This window comes from Actinoplanes sp. NPDC049316, from assembly GCF_040677315.1.
In the GTDB taxonomy this organism is placed as follows: Bacteria; Actinomycetota; Actinomycetes; order Mycobacteriales; family Micromonosporaceae; genus Actinoplanes.
This window is the reverse complement of sequence record NZ_JBFAQM010000040.1, coordinates 40,734-62,428: the sequence shown is the minus strand read 5'-3', so window position 1 is coordinate 62,428 and position 21,695 is coordinate 40,734. Positions and strand designations below refer to the sequence as shown.

At 71.1% G+C, this 21,695-nt stretch carries 18 protein-coding genes; 9 read left to right on the top strand and 9 right to left on the bottom strand.

Annotated features, from left to right (window positions below; translation table 11 throughout):
• Positions 1 to 3 precede the first annotated feature (3 nt).
• Together AB0K03_RS37440 and AB0K03_RS37435 are read right to left on the bottom strand one after the other, a co-directional pair.
• A complete protein-coding gene (locus AB0K03_RS37440; protein ID WP_364695642.1) occupies positions 4 to 471 on the bottom strand; it encodes a hypothetical protein in 468 nt (155 codons plus the stop codon).
• A 13-nt stretch (positions 472 to 484) separates the two neighbouring features.
• Positions 485 to 1,045, bottom strand: a complete 561-nt coding sequence (locus AB0K03_RS37435; RefSeq protein ID WP_364695639.1) for a TetR/AcrR family transcriptional regulator — start codon at positions 1,043 to 1,045, stop codon at positions 485 to 487.
• A 157-nt stretch (positions 1,046 to 1,202) separates the two neighbouring features.
• Here AB0K03_RS37435 and AB0K03_RS37430 point away from each other — a divergent pair, with 157 nt between their 5' ends.
• From AB0K03_RS37430 to AB0K03_RS37415, 4 genes are all read left to right on the top strand, one after another.
• Positions 1,203 to 2,366: a helix-turn-helix transcriptional regulator gene (locus tag AB0K03_RS37430; RefSeq protein ID WP_364695636.1), complete on the top strand. Its 1,164-nt coding sequence runs from the start codon at positions 1,203 to 1,205 to the stop codon at positions 2,364 to 2,366.
• A 137-nt stretch (positions 2,367 to 2,503) separates the two neighbouring features.
• A complete protein-coding gene (locus tag AB0K03_RS37425; protein ID WP_364695633.1) occupies positions 2,504 to 2,683 on the top strand; it encodes a hypothetical protein in 180 nt (59 codons plus the stop codon).
• The gene (locus AB0K03_RS37420) at positions 2,677 to 2,961 is read left to right on the top strand and encodes a hypothetical protein (protein WP_364695630.1); all 285 of its coding nucleotides are present in this window, start codon (positions 2,677 to 2,679) and stop codon (positions 2,959 to 2,961) included. The genes AB0K03_RS37425 and AB0K03_RS37420 overlap by 7 nt, the downstream gene beginning before the upstream one ends.
• Before the next feature lie 94 nt (positions 2,962 to 3,055).
• Entirely contained in the window at positions 3,056 to 4,477 is a 1,422-nt protein-coding gene (locus AB0K03_RS37415; protein WP_364695627.1) for a DHA2 family efflux MFS transporter permease subunit, read from the top strand.
• A 44-nt stretch (positions 4,478 to 4,521) separates the two neighbouring features.
• Here AB0K03_RS37415 and AB0K03_RS37410 read toward each other — a convergent pair whose 3' ends face one another.
• On the bottom strand, positions 4,522 to 6,303 hold the full coding sequence (locus tag AB0K03_RS37410; protein WP_364695624.1) for a LamG-like jellyroll fold domain-containing protein: 1,782 nt from the start codon (positions 6,301 to 6,303) through the stop codon (positions 4,522 to 4,524).
• A 104-nt stretch (positions 6,304 to 6,407) separates the two neighbouring features.
• Positions 6,408 to 8,417 (bottom strand): neutral/alkaline ceramidase, encoded by a 2,010-nt coding sequence (locus tag AB0K03_RS37405; RefSeq protein WP_364695621.1) that lies wholly within the window; start codon positions 8,415 to 8,417, stop codon positions 6,408 to 6,410.
• A gap of 123 nt (positions 8,418 to 8,540) precedes the next feature.
• On the opposite strand from AB0K03_RS37405, the gene AB0K03_RS37400 reads away from it, so the two are divergent.
• Positions 8,541 to 9,548, top strand: coding sequence for a LacI family DNA-binding transcriptional regulator (locus AB0K03_RS37400; RefSeq protein WP_364695619.1), 1,008 nt, complete (start codon positions 8,541 to 8,543; stop codon positions 9,546 to 9,548).
• A gap of 21 nt (positions 9,549 to 9,569) precedes the next feature.
• On the opposite strand, the gene AB0K03_RS37395 is transcribed toward AB0K03_RS37400, so the two are convergent.
• The 4 genes from AB0K03_RS37395 to AB0K03_RS37380 are packed head-to-tail and all read right to left on the bottom strand — an operon-like array spanning position 9,570 to position 15,436.
• Positions 9,570 to 10,610, bottom strand: a complete 1,041-nt coding sequence (locus tag AB0K03_RS37395; RefSeq protein WP_364695616.1) for a hypothetical protein — start codon at positions 10,608 to 10,610, stop codon at positions 9,570 to 9,572.
• A 46-nt stretch (positions 10,611 to 10,656) separates the two neighbouring features.
• Positions 10,657 to 11,157, bottom strand: a complete 501-nt coding sequence (locus AB0K03_RS37390; protein ID WP_364695614.1) for a hypothetical protein — start codon at positions 11,155 to 11,157, stop codon at positions 10,657 to 10,659.
• Positions 11,154 to 14,135 carry a glycosyl hydrolase 115 family protein gene (locus tag AB0K03_RS37385; protein WP_364695611.1) on the bottom strand — a complete coding sequence of 994 codons (2,982 nt, stop codon included), beginning with the start codon at positions 14,133 to 14,135 and terminating at the stop codon, positions 11,154 to 11,156. The genes AB0K03_RS37390 and AB0K03_RS37385 overlap by 4 nt, the downstream gene beginning before the upstream one ends.
• Before the next feature lie 8 nt (positions 14,136 to 14,143).
• Complete coding sequence (locus tag AB0K03_RS37380; protein WP_364695608.1) at positions 14,144 to 15,436, bottom strand: SGNH/GDSL hydrolase family protein; 1,293 nt, start codon at positions 15,434 to 15,436, stop codon at positions 14,144 to 14,146.
• Between the two features lie 337 nt (positions 15,437 to 15,773).
• On the opposite strand from AB0K03_RS37380, the gene AB0K03_RS37375 reads away from it, so the two are divergent.
• The 4 genes from AB0K03_RS37375 to AB0K03_RS37360 all read left to right on the top strand — a co-directional run bounded on the left by AB0K03_RS37375 (position 15,774) and on the right by AB0K03_RS37360 (position 20,189).
• Positions 15,774 to 16,817: a LacI family DNA-binding transcriptional regulator gene (locus tag AB0K03_RS37375; protein ID WP_364695605.1), complete on the top strand. Its 1,044-nt coding sequence runs from the start codon at positions 15,774 to 15,776 to the stop codon at positions 16,815 to 16,817.
• 222 nt (positions 16,818 to 17,039) lie between these two features.
• Positions 17,040 to 18,371 (top strand): extracellular solute-binding protein, encoded by a 1,332-nt coding sequence (locus AB0K03_RS37370; RefSeq protein ID WP_364695603.1) that lies wholly within the window; start codon positions 17,040 to 17,042, stop codon positions 18,369 to 18,371.
• Positions 18,368 to 19,288, top strand: a complete 921-nt coding sequence (locus AB0K03_RS37365) for a sugar ABC transporter permease (RefSeq protein WP_364695600.1) — start codon at positions 18,368 to 18,370, stop codon at positions 19,286 to 19,288. The genes AB0K03_RS37370 and AB0K03_RS37365 overlap by 4 nt, the downstream gene beginning before the upstream one ends.
• 1 nt (position 19,289) lies before the next feature.
• Positions 19,290 to 20,189: a carbohydrate ABC transporter permease gene (locus tag AB0K03_RS37360; protein WP_364695597.1), complete on the top strand. Its 900-nt coding sequence runs from the start codon at positions 19,290 to 19,292 to the stop codon at positions 20,187 to 20,189.
• A 115-nt stretch (positions 20,190 to 20,304) separates the two neighbouring features.
• Here AB0K03_RS37360 and AB0K03_RS37355 read toward each other — a convergent pair whose 3' ends face one another.
• Positions 20,305 to 21,666, bottom strand: coding sequence for a cation:dicarboxylate symporter family transporter (locus tag AB0K03_RS37355; RefSeq protein ID WP_364695594.1), 1,362 nt, complete (start codon positions 21,664 to 21,666; stop codon positions 20,305 to 20,307).
• Positions 21,667 to 21,695 lie beyond the last annotated feature (29 nt).

Here is a 21,695-nt window from a genome sequence, read left to right as displayed (position 1 = left end):
GCGTCAGCCCTTCGCCAGGGTGAGCACGTAGTGCGAGCCCGGCGGCCGGGCCCGGCCCACCGACCGCACGTCCCAGGCCCGGCCCGCCTGCGTCCGGACGATGCGCTCCACGATGAACGACGTGTCGAACTGCTCGCCGAAGTAGCGCTCGGCGACGCTGAGCTGCCCGCGCACGAGGAGCCGGGCGCCCGGCTGCGGCGGATCGGCGACCGCCTCGGTGACGTGGAACGTCACGCCCGCCGCGGCGAACGCCCAGGAATCCGCGGGACCGACGCCGCCGGCCTCGCCCACCAGGTCGTACCCGCCGGCACGGCCGTCCGTCGCGGGCCGGTGCAGCGTCTGCTCACCCGCCGCGGGCCGCCGCCACTCGCAGAAGACCTCGAGCGAGGTGGTGAGAGCGGCACCCACCTCGGCGGTGAACCCGTCGCTCTCCACGATGTGGTTCGGCACGAGCACGTCACGCCAGATCATCGTCCGCTCTTCTTCAGCGTGTCTTCTTCAGCGTGCCGAGCAGCTCGGCCATCCACGGCTCCGGCGGCACGGCGTCCGGGCCGGCGACCCCCATCGCTCCCAGGACGGTCAGCAGCATCCCCGTCGCCAGGAACTCCCGCGCTTCCTCCTCGTTCACGCCGGTCAGCTCGCGCACCGCCCGGTAGATCCGGCCGAAGCAGTCCCGCACCACCGGCCCGATCGCCGGATCCGCCCCGGCCGCGAACCCGTGCAACAGCACGGTGATCAACTCCCGCTCGGCGAGCAGATCCTCGTACGCGTGCCCGAGGCTGTCGAGCGTCGCCTCCCGCGCCGCGGCCTCGCGGAAACGCTCCTGGACCCGGTCGGCGGCATGGTTGACCGTCGCCAGGAAGAGCTGCTGCTTGCTGCCGAAGAGCCGGATCACGTACGGCTGGGAGACCCCGGCGATCCGAGCCACCTGGTCGGTGGTGGTGCCGGCGTACCCCCCGACGGTGAACGCGGTCAGGGCGGCGCGGAGAAGCTGGTGGTGGCGCTCCTCCGCGGTGAGCCGGGAACGGGGACGGGTCGGGGACACAACGGCCAGGTTATCAGCCGATAACTTCCGTTCCGGCGGCTCGCGGGCGCGAGCCTCGTGGTAAGAGCCGGAACGCGTCTCGGTAGCCTCGGTGGCACGGGTCCAGCCCATGCCGAGGCAGCGCCCGTGACCCTGACCGCTACCAGGGACGTGGCCCGTGGATGTGTTCGCCGAGCAACTCCGCCGTCTTCGGACCGAGCGAGGACTCTCGCTGCGGGAATTGGCCGCTGCGGTCCATTACGGTAAGTCCTACCTGCACGAGCTGGAAACAGGTCGCAAGCCCGCCACGGAAGCTGTGGCCGCCCGGCTCGACAATGCCTTGGGCGCGGGCGGCCGCCTGGCGGCGACACTACGGCCCGCGACGATGGACGACGCCGGCTCGGAGATCGAAGCGCTGGAGCTGGCGCGCCGAGTGGCCGCCTCCGACGTGGGCGCGGAGACACTCGACCGGCTCGAGCGGGCGGTCGACGCCATGGCCATGGCATACGCCACCGTCCCACCGGCCGATCTGCTGCCCCGGGTCCGTCGTCACCTCGATTACGTGTCGACGCTGGTGGACGCCCGAAAGACCCTGGTCCAGCATCGGCGGCTGCTCGTCGTCGGCGGGTGGTTGTCCCTGCTGCGCGCCACCCTCCACGTCGACCTCCGGCAATCCGCCGCCGCGGGCGCATATCTGTCCGCGGCCGCTGAGTTCGCCGGCCAGGCCGCACATCACGAGATCGCCGCCTGGTGCCTGGAGACGAAGGCGTGGGAGGCCCTGACCGACGGTGACTACCGGCAAGCGGTCCAGTTGTCCCAGCATGCTCAGGAGGTCGCACCGCGCGACAGCTCCGCTTTCATCCAGGCGATTGCCCAGGAGGGCAGGGCCTGGGCACGGCTCGGTGACCGGGCACGGACCCGCCGGGTCCTCGACCGGGTCGAGCACCTCGCGGATCACCGGTCCGACCCTGAGCTCCCCGAGCACCACTATCAGTACGACCCGGCGAAGGCACACGCGTACGCGGCGACGACACTGGCGTGGGCGGGTGATCCGGCGGCGGAGGTAGTGGCTCGGCACGTGATCGCGGAACTCGAGGCGGAGGGTGCCCGCCCCCGACGGATCGCGTCGGCCAAGCTCGACCTCGGGCTGGCTCTCCTCGCTGCCGACAAGCCGGACGAGGCGGCCGCCGCGGCGAGCGAAGCCATCGGCTCCGGCCGGATCGTGCCGTCGAACTGGTGGCGGGCGCGCGAAGTCGTCGCCGGGGTTCAACGCGCAGGGATCCTGGAGGCGCGCGGCCTGCGCGAGCAGTTCGAGGCATTCCTCCCCGCCGAGCCCGTGTAGGGCAGGGCGTCCGCAAATGAGCGGACAACACGGTGGACAGCACGGCTCTCCCCATTCCCCAATCGCCCCATGAGGATCGTCATGGGAGGCGGCGACGCCTCCCGGACCGGATCTTCCCAACGGCGGAGGGCGCGACGATGCGAACCACCTTCTGGCAGCGCAGGCTTCGAAGGAACCGCGAGCAGATCCTCGCTGCGGCTCACGAATGGCAGGAACAGGAACGCGCTGCCGCGTACGCGCGCATCGCGGGGCTCGCCGTCGCGATGCAAGAACCGGACGCGGCCCAGAAGCAGACCGTCCGGACGCCCCGGTGGTGATTCCGGGCGGAGACCGGCGGCACCGCAACCGGCAGCTGATCGCGGAACGCGCGGGCTGGCCGGACGACGCATTGCCGGGGTGCCTGGAGCTTGAGGCGGAGTTCCCGGGCTGGGTGGTCTATTGGAGCCGCGGCGGCCTGCCGCACGCTCCCGAGCCGGGTTTCCGCGCCTTCACGACGGTCGGGTGGCGAAAATTCGACGCGTACGGGGAGACGGCTCAGGCGCTGCGCGAGCGGCTGGCCGCCGCCGTCAAGGATCTTCCCCGCTCGCCTCGGTAGCCGTCTTCGACCAGCATCCCCGTTGACAAGTTATCAGTGGATAACTACCTTGGCGTTCGAGCTAGTTATCAGTCGATAACAACAAGGAGTTCCGATGACCACCCTCGCCTCGCCGCCCGCGGCGCCGGCCGCAGCGCACCGGCGGTCGCGGCCGCTGGCCGCCGTGCTGGCCGCCGTCGGCATTCCGATCTTCATGGTCACGCTGGACAACCTCGTGGTGACCACCGCGCTGCCGGTCATCCGGACCGAGCTCGGCGCCTCGCTGGCGGATCTGCAGTGGTTCGTCAACGCGTACACGTTGCCCTTCGCGGCCTTTCTCCTGACCGCCGCGGCGCTGGGCGACCGGATCGGGCGGCGGCGGATGTTCCTGGCCGGGATCTCGCTGTTCACGCTGGCGTCCGCGGCCGCCGCGCTGGCCACCGAGCCGTGGATGCTCACGGCCGCGCGGGCCGTGCAGGGGCTGGCCGGCGCGGCGGTGGCGCCGCTGTCGCTGACCTTGCTGGCGCAGGCCGTACCCGATCGCCTGCGGAACGCCGCCGTGGGGATCTGGGGCGGGATCAGCGGGCTCGGCGTCGCCGTCGGGCCGGTCGTCGGCGGGGCGGTCGTCGAAGGGCTGCACTGGTCGTGGATCTTCTGGCTGAACGTGCCGGTCGGCGTGGTCGCGGTGATTCTGGCGGCGACGGTGCTGCGGGAGTCGCACGGTGGCGCGCCGCGGCTCGATCCGCTGGGGCTGGTGCTGTCGGCGGCGGGGATGCTGCTGCTGGTGTGGGGTGTCGTCGACGGGCCGGACCGCGGGTGGTCGTCGGGCCGGGTGCTGGGCATGCTGATCGGCGGCGGGGTGCTGCTGGCCGCGTTCATCGCGTGGCAGTGGCGCAACAGCACGCCGATGATGCCGCTGTCGCTGTTCCGGTCGCGCGGCTTCGGGCTGGTCAGCGTGGTGACGCTGACGTTCTCCGCCGGCACGTTCGGGTCGGTGTTCCTGCTCGCCCAGTTCTTCCAGGTGGTGCAGGGGCTCAGCCCGCTCGACGCGGGCGTACGCACGCTGCCGTGGACGATGGCGCCGATGGTGGTCGCGCCGCTGGCCGGGATCTTCGCCGATCGGGCCGGCGTACGGAACCTCATCGTCGCCGGTCAGGTCCTGCTCGGCGCCGGCGTGCTGTGGATCGCGCTGGCGACCACCGCGACGGTCTCGTACGGCGACCTGGTGGTCGCGTTCGTCCTGGCCGGCGTCGGGATGGGGCTGACCTTCGCGCCGATCAGCACGATGGCGCTGGCCAGCGTCACACCCGGGGAGCGCGGGGTGGCCTCGGGGGCCAACAACACGATCCGGGAACTCGGCGTCGCGGTCGGGGTGGCGGTGCTGGCGTCGGTGTTCAGCTCGTACGGCGGCTACACCAACGCGCAGTCCTTCGTGGACGGTCTGGTGCCGGCCGTCCTGGTGGGCGCGGCGGTGATCGTGGCGGGCGCCGTGGTGGCCCGGTGGCTGCCCCGCAATCCCGCGCCCGCCGGCGAGTGAATTGCGCGGCGGCCGGGGCGGAGAGCCCCGGCCGCCGGAGCGCGTCAGCCGATCAGGACCCAGGCGTCGTCGAGGCTGCCGTGGAACTGGTCGTTGTTGCTGCCCGTGCCCTTGCCGCCGAGGCTCAGCGGCTGGGTGGTCACCACCGACAGCGCCGCCGGGATGGTCCGGCTGCCCTGCGCCTTGTCGTCGACGAGGATGGTCAGGGTGGTGCCGGTCCGCCGGCACTCGAGGGTGTGCCAGGCGCCGTCCGCCATGGACACCGCGCTCTTGGCGACGTAGATCGTGGTGGCGGTCTTGTCGCTCATCACGCAGCTGGGCCGGCCGGAGACCCCGTCGACCTGCAGCTTGTACTGGCCGCCCGCGGTCGAGTAGCCCTTCTGCAGGATGTTCTCGCCGGAGGACGTCTCCGCCGGCGACAGCAGCACGTTCGCGCCCCATCGCAGGTCCTTGGCGCCCGGGTTGAGGTCCGGCGCGTCGGCGGCCTGCAGCACCACGCGCGGGCAGTCCGTGCCGGTGCACTTGGGCGGGAAGACGACGGCCTGGCCGTTGCCGTGCGCCACGCTCTTGAGGACAGCCCCGTTGACCGCCTTCGTACGCAGCACGTGGCCGTTGCCGGAGCCGTCGTCGTACGTGCCGTCGGCCACCGTCGAGTCGAAGTTGTACGACGCGACGTACGGCGACGCCGGTGCGGGCGGCACCGGGGCGCGGGAGGTGGGCCCGCCGAAGGAGGCGTAGCGCTTCTGGGTGACGCCGGCGATCGTGGTGAAGTCCCCGCCGACGCTCAGCAGGCCGTTGCCCGCGCCGGCGACCACGGTACGGACGCCGACGACGCCGTTGGCCTGCGGCGCCCACGGGGTCAGGTTGCCGGCCCCGTCGACCGCGGCGAGCTTGACGCGGGGCACGGAACCGTCGGTGCACACGCCCTTGGTCCCGTTGTTGGTGGTCGTGCACGCGTTGTCGAAGTGCCCGCCCACGTACGTGATGCCGTCCAGGGTGGCGATGGCCTGCGCGTCACCGTCGAAGACCCGGGTCCAGCGGGCCAGGCCGCCGAACGTGTAGGCGATGGCCCGGCCGCCCTGCCCGCCCAGCGCGGCGTAGACGCCGTTGCCGTCGGTGGCCAGCGCGAAGACCTGCGAGACCGGCTTGGGCAGGAAGCCCTTGTCGAGGACGCCGGTGGCGCCGTCGACCGCGGTCAGGCGCAGCGTGGAGCTGACCCCGTTGGTCTTGTGGAAGCTTCCGCCGAGGTAGACGCGGCTGCCCATCACGGCGAGCGCGTTCACGGTGTCGTCGGTGGTGGGCGCCCAGCTGTCCAGCGCGCCGGTGGCGGCGTTGAAGGCGGCCAGGTTGGTGCGCGGCGAGCCGTCGACGGCGGTGAGCCGGCCGCCGACGTAGACCCGGCCGTTGCCGACCGCGAGGGCGTTCGGCTGGCCCAGCACGGTGTGCTTGAGCGGGCCGGGCGCCCCGGTGATCGCGTCGAGACCGGCCACCGCGTCGCGGGACATCCCGGCGACCTTGTTGAAGTCGCCGGCGGCGAAGACCGTCGCGTCGTCGACCGCGAGAGCCCGGACGGTGTCGTCGGCGCCGGGGTTCCAGTCCAGCAGGACGCCGGTCTGCGCGTTGAACGCGGCGAGCCGGGACCGGGCGATCGTCTTGCCGCCGATCACCGCCCCGGTGAAGGAACCGCCGACGTAGACCACGTCGCCGCGGTGGGCGACGGCGTACACGGGGCCGTTGAAGGACGGCGCCGGGCTCGGGGTGCTGGAGACCACCTCGGCCAGCGCAGCGCCGCCGGCGGCGACGAGGACGGTCGCGGCGCCGATCATCACCAGCCGGCGAGCGGCAGATTTCAGGCCATTTCGGTTATTGAGCACACCAGCGGCAACGGTGCTCGCGCCCCGGAGGACGCGAGCACCGGTACGCAATACCGCTATGGAGTGACAGTGAAGGTCCGGCTGGTCCCGGTGAACGCCTTGACGGTCCCCGTGAGGCCCTTGGCGTCGCCGTGGTGCACGATCCGGTACGTGCCCGGCTGCGCGTCCGCGGGCACGGTCCACGTGATCTGGGCCGTGGAGACGCCGAGGTATTCGCGCTTCCAGCGGTAGATCGTCTGCCACTCGGCGTCGGTGGAGACCGTGGTCCACGAACTGCCGTTCTGCCGCTGCACCTCGATGAAGGTGCCCTCGTCGCGCAGGTTGTTGTTCGGGTGGCCGGTCACGAAGTCGACGCGGACGCCGGCGCCGCGGGCGTACGACGCGGCGGGCTGGGTGAGCACGCTGCCGAACGACTTGCCCAGCGGCGGCGTGTCCAGCACGACGCCCGGCCGTACGCTGATCCGGTTCTGCGGCAGCGCCGGCGGTTGGACCGCGCTCGGGGTGGGCTGCCCGGCGCGCAGGGCCGCCGCCAGTTTCGCCAGCTCCTGCTGGTACGCCGGTCCGGTGTAGCGGCCGAAGTGCGTGGCGGCGCCCTCGTAATGCTGCAGGTCGTACTCCTCGGGGGTGGTGACGTAGCCCGCGTAGGCGTTCGCGTACCCGGCGAGGATCTGGTGGGTCGTCACCCCGGAGAGCTGGGCGGCGACCGCGTCGCGCACCCGCTGGCCGGCCACGATGGTGAACTCGCCCGGGGCGGTGGTGATCGCGAGCTGCCCGATCCTCAGCACCTGCAGCGGCATGATCTGCGGCGTCCACGGCGGGTTCTGGCTGCCGCTGCCCAGGAACACGTCCTTGGGGGCCTGGCACACCCGTACCTCGGCCGGTGTCGGGTTGACCACGATGCCCGCGACCAGCAGCAGCGGGTTGGTGTTGAGGTCGCCCTCGTCGACGATCGGCGGGCCGGGGCCGTCCTCGGCGCCCGCGGTGAAGTTCTGCCCGAGCGCGCCCGGGCAGGTGCGGTGCGGTTGCCCGTCCGGCGTGTACGAGCCGGCGACCTGCACGGCGGAGAAGTCGACGTAGCGCCCGCGGGCGTCGATCGGCCCGGTGAGCTCCTCGGTGGCGGAGTCGAAGAGCTGCTGCGCCTTGTCGGCCTGCAGCCTGCCGATGATCCGGGTGTTCTCGAACTCGTCGTCGGTCGGGCCCTGCGCGCCGCCGTTGCGCAGGTTCGGCGACATGTCGCCGGCGTTGGTCTGCGCGAAGGCGGCCACGAAGTCGCCGCGGTGCGCCCAGTCGACGCCGTGCACGCCGTCCTCGATGAGGTGTGCGGCGTACCCCTTGTTGTCGGCGCTGATGAGGTGGTTGGCCGGCGTCATGGAGGTGCCGTGGGTGGCGAAGAAGGAGAGCAGCCCGACGGGCCGGCCGCCCTGCTCGAAGCGGAGCACGCTCATCCGGGTGTCGACGGCGCCGGGGAACCGGGCCCGGTCGGCGGCCGGGTCGGCGTTGAACGCCGGCAGCGAGCGGTTCACGTTCGCGCCGGTGAGCGTACCCTCGGCGATCTTGACGGTGCCGGGCGCGAGCCGGGCGTCGGCGGTCTCGATCGCGCGCACGATGCCGGAGACGATGGCCTCGAAGATCGGCGCCTCGAAGCCGAGCGTGGTCAGGTTCCACATCGTGTACTCGGAGAAGCCGCCGGGCCCGGAGTGCGTGTGGGTCGCGGTCAGCACGACGTTCTGGTCGGTGTACGTGTCGCCGTGCCGGGCCCGGAGCCGTTTGAGCACCTCCATCTGGACCGCCTGGGTCACGAAGTCGATCTCGGCGCTGACGAAGGCGACGTGGTGGCCGGCCGGGTCGGCGACCACGAAGGCGCGGGCCCATTGCCGTGAGGCGATGCCGGAGGTGGTCTGGGCGGGGTCGGCGTAGCCGAGCATGCCCACCTCGGCGGCCTCTCCGGTGATGTCGCCGATGCCGACCCCGACGGAATATCCGGCGGACGGCGCGGCGGATGCGGGCGCGGGCAGAAGAAGGAGAAGACTTGCGGTGAGCCCCGTGAGCAGGCGTCGAGCGGACAAGGGCACCTCCGGACAGCGACAGAGGTCGATGGATATCCGCAGATGCTAATGCGATTCATGTTTTCCCGCAGCGGGTGTGGAATACTTCCGAGACTTGATCCTGAAACTTACGAGGAGGCGTCCGTGGCCCGCGTGACCATCGCCGCGATCGCCCGGGAGGCCGGCGTGTCCGTCCCCACCGTGTCCCGGGTCCTCAACGGGCGCGCCGACGTCGCCCCGCAGACCCGCGAGCTGGTGGAGAACCTGCTCAAACAGCACGGCTACCGCCGGCGCGCATCCCGGCAGCCCACCGGCAAGGCCGCCCTGGTCGACCTGGTCTTCAACGACCTCGACAGCCCGTGGGCGGTCGAGCTGATCCGCGGCGTCGAGGACGTCATGCACGCCGCGGGCGTCGGCACGGTCGTCTCCGCGGTGCACCGCCGCTCCGCGGCGACCCGCCAGTGGATGCAGAACCTGTACGCCCGCCAGTCCGACGGGGTCATCTTCGTGACCTCGGACCTGACCACCCCGGTCTACGCGGAGCTGCAGCGGCTCAACATCCCGGTCGTGGTCATCGACCCGGCCGGCGGCGCGCCGCTGGACATCCCCACCGTGGGCGCCACCAACTGGGCGGGCGGCCTCTCGGCGACCCAGCACCTGACGTCGCTGGGCCACCGCCGCATCGGCTTCATCGCCGGCCCGAAGAACCTCATCTGCAGCCGGGCCCGCCTCGACGGCTACCGCACCGGCCTGGAGTCGGTGGACGAGTCGCTCATCCGCCAGGGCGACTTCCTGTACGAGTCCGGTTTCGCCGGCGGCATGTCGCTGCTGGAGATGGACGACCGGCCGACCGCGATCTTCGCCTCCAGCGACACGATGGCCCTCGGCGTGTACGAGGCGGCCCGGCACAAGGGCCTGCGGGTGCCCGACGACCTGAGCGTGGTCGGCTTCGACGACCTGCCAGAGGCCCGCTGGGCGTCCCCGCCGCTGACCACGGTCCGCCAGCCGCTCGCCGAGATGGGCGGGCTGGCCGCGCGGACGGCCCTGCGGCTGGCCCAGGGCGAGGAGATCCAGACGCCCCGGGTGGAGCTGGCCACCGAGCTGATCGTCCGCGACAGCACCGCACCTCCGCGGGCCGCCGCCCAGGATTAGGGCGGCGGCCCCGGCTCTGCGTCAGTCGGTCACGCGCGGCGCCGTACGGGCCGCTTCCTTCAGCGCCGCAGCCGCGCTGGAGTACGGGTTGTACGTGTACGACCGCGACAGCGTCCCCGGCACGGTGAAGTACTCCGCCGAGAGCTTGGCCGGGTCGGTGGCGAGCTCGCCGCGGCCCGGCAGGTCGTCGCCGTCGTCCCAGCCCCAGGGCGCGTTCGCCGAGTTGGTGCCGCAGGAGAACGTGCCCACGCCGCAGTCGCCCGACGTGTCGCCGGCGAACGTGCCGAGGTTGGCGAAGAGGTTCGCGTTGGCCCGCTGCGCCCACAGACCGCCGTCGGCGAACACGTCGATGAGGGCGTACTGCACGTCGCGGTCGTTCGTGCCGGACGGGGTCTCCGCGGTGGTGGACGGGTAGTAGACGAGCCCGTCGCCGACGATGTTGTACTGCGGGTACGCCTTGAGCCCGTGCCCGCGGGCCTCCTGGGCGGTCACCGGGTGCTGGAACGAGTCGTACGGCGAGCTCTGCATCTGCAGGGTGCCGTCGATGCTCTCCCGGCCGCTCGTCCACGTGCTGCCCGCCGGCGCGTACGAGTAGAAGTTGGTGTGCGCCACCGTGACCGCCGAGCGCAGCACGCCGTAGTCGGTGCCGTTCTTCTCGACGGCGAGGAGCACACCCTCGCCGTCGTTCTCGTGCTCGGTCTCGAAGAACGGGTGGTCGATCCAGTCGCGCGGGTGGAAGAAGAAGTACGTGATGTACCAGTGGCTGCCGGTCTCGACGACGGAGTAGTAGACGTTCGCCGCGAACGACACGCCGGACCGGGCGGCGTTGTCCCAGTTGTTGCGCCCGTTCAGGTCGCCGTCGAAGTCGATCCTGGTGACGTAGTCGGACTTGCCGCCCAGCGCGTGGCTGCCCGTGGCGTCGACGTCCTGGTAGTGGATGGGGGCCCAGCGCAGAGCGAGCTCGGCCCGGCTGACCGCCGCATGCGCCGGTGCCGGCGCGGCGAGGCCGGCGGTGACGAGCGCCGTGGTCAGCACGGCCGCGATTCTGCCCGTGACGGACATGTGTTCTCCCGCGATCGAAGAGATAGACCGCGAGCAATCTATGAGATCAGAGTCGGCCCGTACATGTCCGCTGGACGACGTACGGATGGAGGCCCGCCGACAAGTCCGCGGCGGCCGCCGCACCGAGGTCCTTGCGGACGAGATGCAGGCACAGCTCGAGGGCGGCGCGCTGGTCCGGCGCGGTGAGCACCGGGTCGTCGTCGACGAACCGGACGCCCGCCGCGACCCGTACCCGGGGGAACCGCCGGGCGAACGCGGCCGCCTGTCCCTCGTGGACGGCGACCCGCCGGCCGTCGAGCAGGCCGGTCGCCGCCAGGCCGGCGACGGCCGGCCCGGCGGCGAGCACCCGGCAGCCGCGCCCGGCAGCCGCGCGCAACCGGGCGGCGAGCCCCGGCGCGCAACAGCCGGCCGGGGCGACCGCCACGATGTCCGCCTCCTCCAGCACCGCCGTGGCGGTGAACAGCGGTCCGCTGAACACCCTCCGGTAGGCCTCCACGAAGGACGCCCTGGTGGCCGGCGGCGCGAGCACCGCCACGGTGGTGGTCATCGGCCGTACGCCCGGCTCTCCGGCGGGCCCAGGTAGCTGTACTTCACCCCGCCGGTGTCGACGACCAGCCTCTGCAGGATCACTGTCGGGTCCACCATCCAGAACTTCAGGGTGTGCGTGCCCGCGCGGTCGATCGCGTGCGTGGTGGTCGTGACGTTGACGTTGTCGGACGTGTTGCGCTCCCACTGCCGGTTCATCGTGGTGGCGTTGGCCCCGGTGGCGGCGATGACGTCGACGGTCTGCGGCGCCTGGTCGTCGACCGAGATCGCGTACCGCAGGCCCGGGGTGGGCAACGTGTCGTTGCGCGGCGAGAGCACGGCGGAGACGCGTACGGGGCCGGTGGTGGTCAGCGTCATCGCGTACTCGAGCCGGGCGCCGTCCCCGCCCAGCGGCGTGAGGCCGTCACCGGTCTTGCCGATGCGGGGCAGCACCTGCCAGTGGCCGACCTTGCGGGTGTAGTGCGGCGCGTCCATCGCCACGTACCCGTTGGCCTCGGCGAAGCCGGAGGGACGCAGCGCCGGCTTGCGGATCGGGGCCTGCACCACGACCTGCTCCCCCGCCCCGCTGACCGTGATGGGCACGGTGGTCGTGCCGGCCGGGGCCCGCGACCAGTCGACGCGCACGGTGGCCCGCACCTCCTTGTCCACCCGGCCCCCCGCCGGCGTGACGTGCACCCACGGCTGCCCCGCTGTGATGCGGTACGCGTACGGCGTGGCGCCCTTGTTGAACACGTCGATGTACTGCTGGGGCTGCGACTGCCACGGGCTGAACTCCGGCAGCACCTGCGCGTCCCCGCCGTCGAGGGCCACGCCGAGCCCCGCCGCCGCGGGCACCTCGATGCGCTTGAGGTACGGGTAGATCTCGTCGGGCAGCGCCACGTTGTCCTTCTCGGGCTGCTGCCAGGGCGCGTTGGGGCCGTACCGCTCGACGTTGCCGTACCCGATCTTCGGTTGCAGCTGCCAGTTCTTCCACTTCCCGCCGGCCAGGCGGGTGTTGTAGTAGTCGTTCATCGCCTGGTCCTCGGCGAAGCGCGCCTCGGCGACGCCGGCCAGGTCGTTGGTGGAGGCGCGGCCCTGGGTGGCGTAGAGGATGTTGGTGAACTCCGCGCGCCGCAGCGCGTAGAGGTTGGCCGTGGCCTTCACCTGGTAGTAGACGAGCTGGTAGAAGGCGTCCTGCCAGGCGGCCGGGACGAGCCTGCGGATCCGGTCGGCCCGCGCGCCCATCGCCTGCCACTCTGCGGTGACGCGGTCCATCTCGCGGTAGTCGGTGAGGCTGAAGGGGGTGGCCTGGTCGTCGTACACGATCTCGTTGGTCGTGGGGTTGATCGTGATCCGCCGGTTGAGCAGCTCGGGCTTGCGGCGCGACTGCAGGTAGCCGTAGTCGGCGAGCAGGTCGGCGATCGCGGGGGCGAGCGCAGCGCCGAAGTTCTGGGCGGCGTAGCCCCGTTCCCACTCCCCCAGCTCGTGCAGCGGAATCGCGGCCGGGTTCCAGGCGTAGTCGAGGAAGAACTGCGTCGGTTCCTCTTCGTTCTTCAGGTCACCCACGTTGACCATCCACAGCCGGTCGATGCCGGACGTGTACGCCCGGTGCAGCTGCTCCCAGGTGTTGGTGAGGTTGACGGTGTCGACCCACTTGTAGTTGCGGCCGCCGCCGACGTAGTCGAAGTGGTAGTACATCCCGTACCCGCCGCTGCGCTCCGGCAGGGAGGCGTCCGGGAACTTGCGCATGTTGCCCCAGTTGTCGTCGCAGAACACGACCGTGACGTCGTCCGGCGGCCGGTAGCCCTGGTCCCAGTAGCGCTGGACCTCCTTGTAGAGGGTCTGCACCTGGGGCGCGCCGATCAGCCCGGTCTCCCGCAGGATCTGCCGCTGGGTGTCGATGATGGAGCTCATCAGGTCGATGCCGTCGCCGTCGGGCAGGCTCACGTCACCGTTGCCCCGCATGCCGAGCGTGATGACACCCTCGATCTTCTCGCGCGCCATCCGCTCGGCGCCGTCCCGCCAGTACGCCTTGATCGCGTCGGCGTTGCGGCGGAAGCTCCACTCGCCGTTGCCGCCGTACGGGTCGGTGCCGTTCTTCGCGTGCCGGTTCCACTCCTCGATGCCGCGCATCATCGGCGCCTCGTGCGAGGTGCCCATGACCACGCCGTAGTACGAGGCGGTCGCGTGGTTCTGCGGGTCGTCCTCGGCGAACGCTCGGCCCCACACGGCCGGCCACAGGTAGTTGGCACGCAGCCGCAGCATGGTCTCGAACACCTGGGCGTAGTACGCGGCGTTGAGCCCGCCCGGGTAGCCGGGGGCCTTGCCGGGGCCGAAGTACCCGGGCGCCCAGGTGCCGGTGGCGGGGTTCTCGTCGTTGATGAAGAAGCCCCGGTACCTGACCGCGGGCGTGCCCTGGGTGTGCCGGCCGGGCAGGGCGTACAGGGCGTCGCGGTGGCGCACCGGCACGTCGTCCCAGAAGTGCCAGGGGCTGATCCCGATGCGCTTGGACAGGTCGTACGCGCCGTAGATCGTGCCGCGCTGGTCGCTGCCGGCGATGACGAACGCGCGCCGGACGCCGGGCAGCGGATGGTCGACGATCTGCTCGACCGTGGTCTCCCACTTGCCGGCCAGGCCGCGCACGTCGAGCCGGCCGGACGCGGCCATCCGGTCGATGAGCGGGCTCTTGCCGAGCGTGCCGAGGATGATCGGGTCGCGGCCGGTGGGCAGCGTGTCGTGCCCGACGGCCGGCCGCACGCCGGTGACCTTCTCGAGGTCGGTCTGCAGGTCGTCGGCGACGCGGATGACGCCCGCGTGGTCGCCGGCGCTGACCACGATCGAGGCGACCCGGCCGCGGTCGGCGATCGGGAAGCGGCCGGGGCCGGGGTGGGTGGAGACGTAGCCGCCGAGGTCGTCGGCGGCGGGCTTCGCGGCGGCGGCCGCCGACGGTACGGCCAGCACCGGCAGCAGCAGGGCGGCGAGGGCGAGGAAAGGTCTCATGGCGCGTCCTATCGGAAGAAGCGCAGGGGCACGGCCGCGGCCATGGCCGCCATGCCGGCGTCGTTGGGGTGCAGGTGGTCGCCGCTGTCGTACGCCGGGTTCAGCCGCAGCGGCTGGGCGGGATCGCGCATGACCGCGTCGAAGTCGACGACGCCGTCGTACTCGTGGCCGTGCCGGATCCAGGCGTTGAGCTCCGCGCGCTTGCGCTCGTTCTCCGGGGTGTAGAAGCCGAACGTGTCGCCCTGGAACGGCAGGATCGTGCCCGCGTACGCCCGCAGCCCCGCCTGGTGCGCGCGGGCGATGAGCTGACGGTGGCCGGCGACGAGGTCGGCGGCGGACACGGTCTCCGAGGCGGGCGCGGTGGTGCCCGGGTGCCCGAGGTCGTTCACGCCGAGCAGCACGACGAGGTACCGGGCGCCGGGCTGGGCGAGCACGTCGCGGTCGAAGCGGCGCAGCCCGCTCTGACCGAAGTACGCGGCGTACGCCTCGGCGTCGCTGCCGGCCGGCGGGTTCGGGTCGTGCAGCAGCCGGTTGCCCGACACGCCGAGGTTCACGACGCCACGCTCGAGCCGCGCGGCGCGCAGCCGGGCGGCGAGCAGGTCGGGCCAGCGGTGGTTGGCGTTGGTCTGCGTGTTGGCGCCGTTCGTGATGGAGTCGCCGAGCGCGACGATCGCCGCGGAGCGGCGGCGGACGCTGACACCGGTGAGGAACAGGTCCTGGGTGACCGTCGCCTGCGGCGTCACCGTCCGCGCCGCGGTGACGTTGCCGGCGGCGATGACGTTCTCCTGGTACGAGAACGCCGCGAGCGTGGTGACCGGCGTGCGCTGCGGCAGGTAGATGCTGATGACGAGGTCGGAGCCGTCGTCCACCCGCAGCGTCACGGGATCGCTGACGAGCGGCGCGCCGGCCGGCACGGTGGCCGAGGGGTGGCCGCTGAACGTGACGCGGCGGTCCGTGCCGGGCACGGTGGCGGTGCTCGCGCCGGTCCCCTGGCGGCGGGCGACGCGGACCTCGCCGATGACCAGCGGCGTCGTGCCGAACTCGTTGGACAGTCGGATCCGCAGCTGATCACCGCCGAGGCTGAGGTGCGCTACGTGCCGGACGGTTTGCCGCTCCAGCACGACCGGGGCGCCGGGCGGGATCGTCGTCGGCACCGCGGCCCAGCTGGCGGTCCAGCCGCCGGGTGCGGAGCTGTCGTGCGCTTGCGCGGCCCGGGGAGCGGCGGCGACGGTGGCGGCGCCGGCGGCCGCCACGAGGACGGTACGGCGTGAAGCGCGACCGCCGATGTCGGGTGTGGGCATGGGGTCTCCTACCTCGGCACGCCGGAACGGACCGGCTGTCGCGGTCGTAAGTTTCGGAAATGAGGTGGCAACTTCCCGAAAGATAGACGTCCATCCAAGTCCGGTCAAGAGTGTCGGCGACCTGCTGATCAGCGGTCTTGAGGCGTTATTTCGCGCATCAATGGTCCACATTGTTGCCCGTTGACCGCTCCGGCATCGCTGGCCTATGTTCCGGGCACGTAACGGAAACTCCCGAAAGTTTCGGGGCCGAGCCCGTGAGGACATCAATGATGATCAAACCTTTACCGGCCCTCGTGTCCGCCGCGCGCCCCGCGGCCCCCACGGCAGCGACCGGGTCATGATCGTGGACGACAACCGGCGGGTCACGATCTCCACCATCGCCCGTGCCGCCGGCGTCTCGGTGCCCACCGTCTCCCGCGTCCTCAACGGGCACTCCGACGTCTCGGCGCAGACCCGGGCCCGGGTCGAGCAACTGCTGCAGCAGCACGGCTACCGGCGGCGCAACTCGCGCCAGCAGACCGGCCGCACCGGGCTGCTCGACCTCGTCTTCAACGATCTCGACAGCCCCTGGGCGGTGGAGCTGATCCGCGGCGTGGAGGACGTCGCGCACGCCTCGGGGGTGGGCACGGTCGTCTCGGCCGTGCACCGCCGGCCGATGGCGACCCGCCAGTGGCTGCAGAACCTGCGCGCCCGGTCGTCGGCCGGCGTCATCTTCGTCAACTCCGAGCTGACCGCCACGGTCTCCACCGAGCTGACCCGGCTGGGCATCCCGGTCGTCGTCGTGGACCCGGTGGGCAACTCCGACTCGGACGTCCCCACGATCGGGGCGACGAACTGGGCCGGCGGGCTGAGCGCCACCGAGCACCTGGCGAAGCTGGGTCACCGGCGGATCGGCTTCATCGCCGGCCCGCGGCACGTGATGTGCAGCCGGGCCCGCTTCGACGGCTACCGCGCCGGCATGGAGGCGGCCGGGCTGCGGGTCGACGAGGACCTGATCCGGCAGGGCGACTTCTACCACGAGTCCGGCTACGTCCGCGGCGCCGAGCTGCTGGCCCGCCCCGACCCGCCCACCGCGATCTTCGCGGCCAGCGACCAGATGGCCCTCGGCGTGTACGAGGCGGCGCGCCGGCGCGGCATGCGCGTGCCGGACGACGTCAGCGTCATCGGGTTCGACGACCTGCCCGAGGCGCGCTGGTCGTCACCCCCGCTGACCACCGTGCGGCAGCCGCTCGCGGAGATGGGCGGGCTGGCCGCGCGGACCGCGTTGCGGCTGGCCCAGGGCGATCGCGTGTCGGCTCCCCGGGTCGAGCTGTCGACCGAGCTCATCCTGCGCGACAGCACGGCACCTAACCGAAAGTTTCAGCGGCCGACCGAGGCCTGAGAGAGACCCGTTCGTGACCTGGGCGAGACCAGCCGTGGGAGCGATCCCACCCGCGCTGGAGTCGTCTTTCATGTTCCGGGACGAAGGGCTTTGAGACCCTTGACACACCACAGCTGAAACCCTACGTTAACGAAATCTCTCGATAACTTACGAGCTCTTTTCGAAACTTCCGGTGCAGGTCGGCAAGCCGTGTCAGAGCGGCTCAGGAGTATGGAGACAACCGTGGAGCGCAGTTCGCTATCCCGTCGCAATTTCCTCAACCTCGCCGTCGGCGCAGGCGCCGCGTCGGCGCTCGCCGCGTGCGGCAGTTCCGGGCCCGGCACTTCCGGCGGGGGCAGCGCCGGCGCCGCCACCTACTGGTACCTGACCGGCCAGCCGGGCGAGGGGATCCGCAAGAACACCGTCGACCGGTTCAACAAGGCGAACCCGGACAGCAAGATCACCGGGACGGCGTACCAGAACGACGCGTACAAGACGAAGATCAAGACCGCCATCGGCGCCGGCCAGGCCCCGACCATCATCTGGGGCTGGGGCGGCGGCGGTCTCAAGAGCTACGTCGAGGCCGGTCAGGTCGAGGACCTCACCGACTGGTTCGGGCAGAACGCCGCGGTCAAGGACAAGCTCTTCGAGACCTCCTTCGGCCCCGCCACGATCAACGGCAAGATCTACGCGATGCCGGCCGAGACCGTCGCGCCGATCGTCCTCTTCTACAACAAAGAGGTCTTCCAGAAGCACGGTGCCACGCCCCCGCAGTCCTGGGGCGACATCATGAACCTGGTGACGCTGTTCAACAGCAAGGGCGTCGCCCCGTTCTCCCTCGGCGGGCAGTCCCGGTGGACGAACATGATGTGGATGGAGTTCCTCTTCGACCGCATCGGCGGCCCCGAGCTGTTCCAGGGCGTCTTCGAGGGCAAGCCGAACGCCTGGTCCGCGCCGGGCGCCAAAGAGGCCCTCGTCGAGCTGCGCAAGCTGATCGACGCCAACGGCTTCGTCAAGGGCTTCTCCTCCATCACCGCGGACTCCAACGCCGACCAGGCGCTGCTCTACCGCGGCAAGGCCGCCATGATGCTGCACGGCACGTGGACCTACGGCAGCATGGCCAACGACGGCGGCAACTTCGTCAAGGACGGCAAGCTCGGCTGGATGAACTTCCCGGGGGTCGACAAGGGCAAGGGCGACCCGAGCAACACGGTCGGCAACCCCGGTCAGTACTACGCCATCTCCTCCAAGGCCACCGCGGAGCAGAAGGAGACGGCGAAGAAGTTCTTCAAGGACGCCGTGCTCTCCGACGCCGAGGTCAAGGAATGGGTGGACTCCGGCGCGATCCCGGTCGCCAAGAGCAGCCAGTCCATGCTCGGGGCCTCCAAGGACGCCGAGTTCCTCAACTTCGTCTACGACGTCTCCACCAAGGCCAAGAGCTTCGCCCAGTCGTGGGACCAGGCGCTGAGCCCGACCGCGGCCGAGGCCCTGCTCGACAACATCGCCAAGTTCTTCCAGAAGTCGATCGGCCCCGACGAGTTCATCTCGAACATGAACGGGACCATCGGCAAATGACGACTGTTGCTCCGCCCCCGGTGCGGGTGGACCGGCCCACCTCCACCGGCGGGCGGAGCGGCGGCGTCGCCTGGATGGCGGTGCCGGCGCTCATCATGTTCACGATCTTCGGGGTCGTCCCGCTGCTGGGCGTGCTGGCACTGAGCTTCACCCAGTGGGACGGCATCGGCGAGATCAAGCCGGCCGGGCTGGACGCCTGGCGGTCGGTGCTCTCCGACCCCGGGCTGCCGCACGCGCTCTGGGTCACGTTCCTGATCATGGCGTTGTCCTGGCTGTTCCAGACGCCGCTCAGCCTGCTGATCGGGGTGTTCCTGGCCGGGCACGAGCGCTACCGCGAGTTGCTGGCCGTGCTGTACTTCATCCCGCTGCTGCTGAGCTCGGCGGCGCTGGCGATCACGTTCAAGGCGCTGCTGGACCCGAACTTCGGGCTCGGCTCGGGCCTGGGTGTCGACTTCCTCAACCAGGACTGGCTGGGCGAGAGCAAGCTGGCCGTCGGCGTGGTCGTGTTCGTGGTGTCGTGGCAGTTCATCCCGTTCCACTCGCTGATCTACCAGGGCGGCGTCCGGCAGATCCCGCGCTCGATGTACGAGGCCGCGCAGATCGACGGCGCGGGCCGGGTGCGGCAGTTCTTCAGCATCACGCTGCCGCAGCTCAAGTACACGATCATCACGTCGTCGACGCTGATGGTCGTGGGCTCGCTGACGTTCTTCGACCTCATCTTCGTGCTGACCGCGGGCGGACCGGGCGACGCGACCCGGGCGCTGGCGCTGGACATGTACCAGCGCGGCTTCATGGCCGGCCTGATGGGCCCGGCGAGCGTGATCGCGGTGATCCTGGTCCTGGTCGGCCTGGGGCTCGCCCTGGGGCTGCGGCGCCTCGGCGGCCGCGGTGACGAGAGCCAGCTGGAAGGGGCCTGACATGACCACGCTGACCACCGGCGCCCGCACCGCGGACGCCCAGCAGCAGCAGGAGCAGGCCCCGCGCCGGCGCGGACGCCGCGGGGTGACGCGCAACTGGCTCGGCGGCGCCCTCGGGTGGTTGTGGCTGCTGATCGTGCTGGTGCCGATCTACTGGATCGTCATCACCAGCTTCAAGACGCAGAGCACCTACTTCGTGGAGAACCCGCTGGTGCCGGCGAAGGAGCCGACGCTGGAGAACTACCGGCTGGTGATCGAGGCCGGCTTCATCCGGTACTTCTGGAACAGCGTGATCATCACGATCGGCGCGGTCGTGCCCGCCGTGGCGATCTCGTTCATGGCCGCGTACGCGATCGTGCGCGGCAGCGGCAAGCGCTTCCTGCGCTGGACGAACTCGCTGTTCCTGATGGGGCTGGCGATCCCGCTGCAAGCGGTGATCATCCCGGTCTACCTCATCATCATCAAGCTGCAGATGTACGACACGCTGGGCGCGATCATCCTGCCGTCCATCGCGTTCGCGATCCCGCTGTCGGTGCTGGTGCTGACCAACTTCATCCGCGACGTGCCGAAGGAGCTCTTCGAGTCGATGCGGATGGACGGGGCCACCGAGTGGGGCACGCTGCTGCACCTGGCGTTCCCGCTCACCCGCCCGGCGCTGGTCACCGTGACCATCTATCACGGCCTGACCATCTGGAACGGGTTCCTGCTGCCGCTGGTGCTCATCCAGAGCCCGGACAACCGGCCGCTGCCCCTGGCGCTGTGGAACTTCCAGGGACAGTACGGCACCAACTTCCCGGCGATCCTCGCGTCGGTGGTGCTGACGACGCTGCCGATCCTGGTGATGTACGCGGTCGGCCGCCGCCAGCTCCTCAGTGGTCTGACGGCCGGCTTCGGCAAATAGGGACCACCTCAGCCGCACCTGGGGCAATCGGGTGGGCGCGGCGGGGTGGCGGCTCCCGGGGCGGACCGGGACCGAAGTCGCGGGCCGTGCGGTGGGCGCACGGCCCGCGGCGCCGTCAGGCGTTCGCGGCGACGGGCCGGTCCACCCGGGCCGGCTCGCCGGCCTCCTCGTGCTCGTCCAGCATGGTGGCCTCGTCGAACGGGTCCTCCCCGGCGAGGACCGCCCGGGCCCGCTCCCGGTCGAACTCCTTCGTCCACGTCCCGATCAGCACCGTCGCGACCGCGTTGCCGGCGAAGTTCGTCAGGGCCCGCGCCTCCGACATGAAGCGGTCGATGCCCACGATCAGGCCGACGCCGTCGAGCAGCTCCGGCCGGTGGCTCTGCAGCCCGCCCGCCAGCGTCGCCAGGCCCGCGCCGGTCACGCCGGCCGCACCCTTCGACGCCACGATCATGAACAGCAGCAGCGACACCTGCTCGCCGACCGACAACGGGTCGCCCATCGCCTGCGCGATGAACAGTGACGCCATCGTCAGGTAGATCGCCGTCCCGTCGAGGTTGAACGAGTAGCCGGTCGGCACCGTGATGCCGACGACCGGCTTGCTGACCCCGGCGTGCTGCATCTTGGCGATCAGCCGCGGCAGCGCCGACTCCGACGACGAGGTCGACACGATCAGCAGGAACTCGCGGCCCAGGTAGCGCAGCAGGCTGAGGATGTTGATCCGGGCGACCGCCCAGAGCAGCGCGCCCAGCACCACGAAGACGAAGAGCCCGCAGGTCACGTAGAAGCCCAGCATGATCTGCGCCAGGCTCTTCAGCGCGTCGATGCCGGTGGCGCCGACCACCGCCGCCATCGCGCCGAACGCGCCGACCGGGGCGAGCCACATGATCATCGCGAGGATCTTGAACACCAGGCGCTGGATGATGCCGACCGCGCGCAGCACCGGTTCGCCGCGCGGACCCATGGCCTGCAGGGCGAAGCCGACCAGCAGGGCCACCAGGAGGGTCTGCAGCACCTCGCCGTCGGTGAGCGCGGACAGCAGCGAGGTGGGGACGATGCCGAGCAGGAAGCCGGCCGTACCCTCCGCGGGGGTGTCGCCGACGGCCTTCTGGCCCTGCGCGGCGGCGGCCGCGTCGAGGTGCAGGCCCGAGCCGGGGTGGATGAGGTTGCCGACGACCAGGCCGATCGCCAGCGCCACCGTCGACATGACGAGGAAGTAGCCCAGCGCGAGGCCGCCGACCCGCCCGACCTTGGCGGCCTGGCGTACGGAGCCCACCCCGAGCACGATCGTGCAGAAGATGACCGGGCTGATCATCATCTTGATGAGGTTGACGAAGCCGGTGCCGATCGGCTTGAGCTCGACGGCGGCGTCCGGGAAGAGGAGACCGACGGCGATGCCGAGCAGAACGGCGACGATCACCGCCAGGTAGAGGTAATGGGTGCGGTCCCGCCTGGCCCGCGGGACGGTCTGGGTGTCCATGCCGCTGACTGTGGCCTGCGTCTCACCGG

Excerpts from the sequence above, each read along its gene's own strand:
- AB0K03_RS37380 (WP_364695608.1), bottom strand. The coding sequence starts at position 15,436 with ATGCCCACACCCGACATCGGCGGTCGCGCTTCACGCCGTACCGTCCTC.
- AB0K03_RS37395 (WP_364695616.1), bottom strand. The coding sequence starts at position 10,610 with ATGTCCGTCACGGGCAGAATCGCGGCCGTGCTGACCACGGCGCTCGTC.
- AB0K03_RS37385 (WP_364695611.1), bottom strand. The coding sequence starts at position 14,135 with ATGAGACCTTTCCTCGCCCTCGCCGCCCTGCTGCTGCCGGTGCTGGCC.
- AB0K03_RS37355 (WP_364695594.1), bottom strand. The coding sequence starts at position 21,666 with ATGGACACCCAGACCGTCCCGCGGGCCAGGCGGGACCGCACCCATTAC.
- AB0K03_RS37365 (WP_364695600.1), top strand. The coding sequence starts at position 18,368 with ATGACGACTGTTGCTCCGCCCCCGGTGCGGGTGGACCGGCCCACCTCC.
- AB0K03_RS37410 (WP_364695624.1), bottom strand. The coding sequence starts at position 6,303 with ATGATCGGCGCCGCGACCGTCCTCGTCGCCGCCGGCGGCGCTGCGCTG.
- AB0K03_RS37375 (WP_364695605.1), top strand. The coding sequence starts at position 15,774 with ATGATCGTGGACGACAACCGGCGGGTCACGATCTCCACCATCGCCCGT.
- AB0K03_RS37415 (WP_364695627.1), top strand. The coding sequence starts at position 3,056 with ATGACCACCCTCGCCTCGCCGCCCGCGGCGCCGGCCGCAGCGCACCGG.
- AB0K03_RS37390 (WP_364695614.1), bottom strand. The coding sequence starts at position 11,157 with ATGACCACCACCGTGGCGGTGCTCGCGCCGCCGGCCACCAGGGCGTCC.
- AB0K03_RS37360 (WP_364695597.1), top strand. The coding sequence starts at position 19,290 with ATGACCACGCTGACCACCGGCGCCCGCACCGCGGACGCCCAGCAGCAG.
- AB0K03_RS37425 (WP_364695633.1), top strand. The coding sequence starts at position 2,504 with ATGCGAACCACCTTCTGGCAGCGCAGGCTTCGAAGGAACCGCGAGCAG.
- AB0K03_RS37440 (WP_364695642.1), bottom strand. The coding sequence starts at position 471 with ATGATCTGGCGTGACGTGCTCGTGCCGAACCACATCGTGGAGAGCGAC.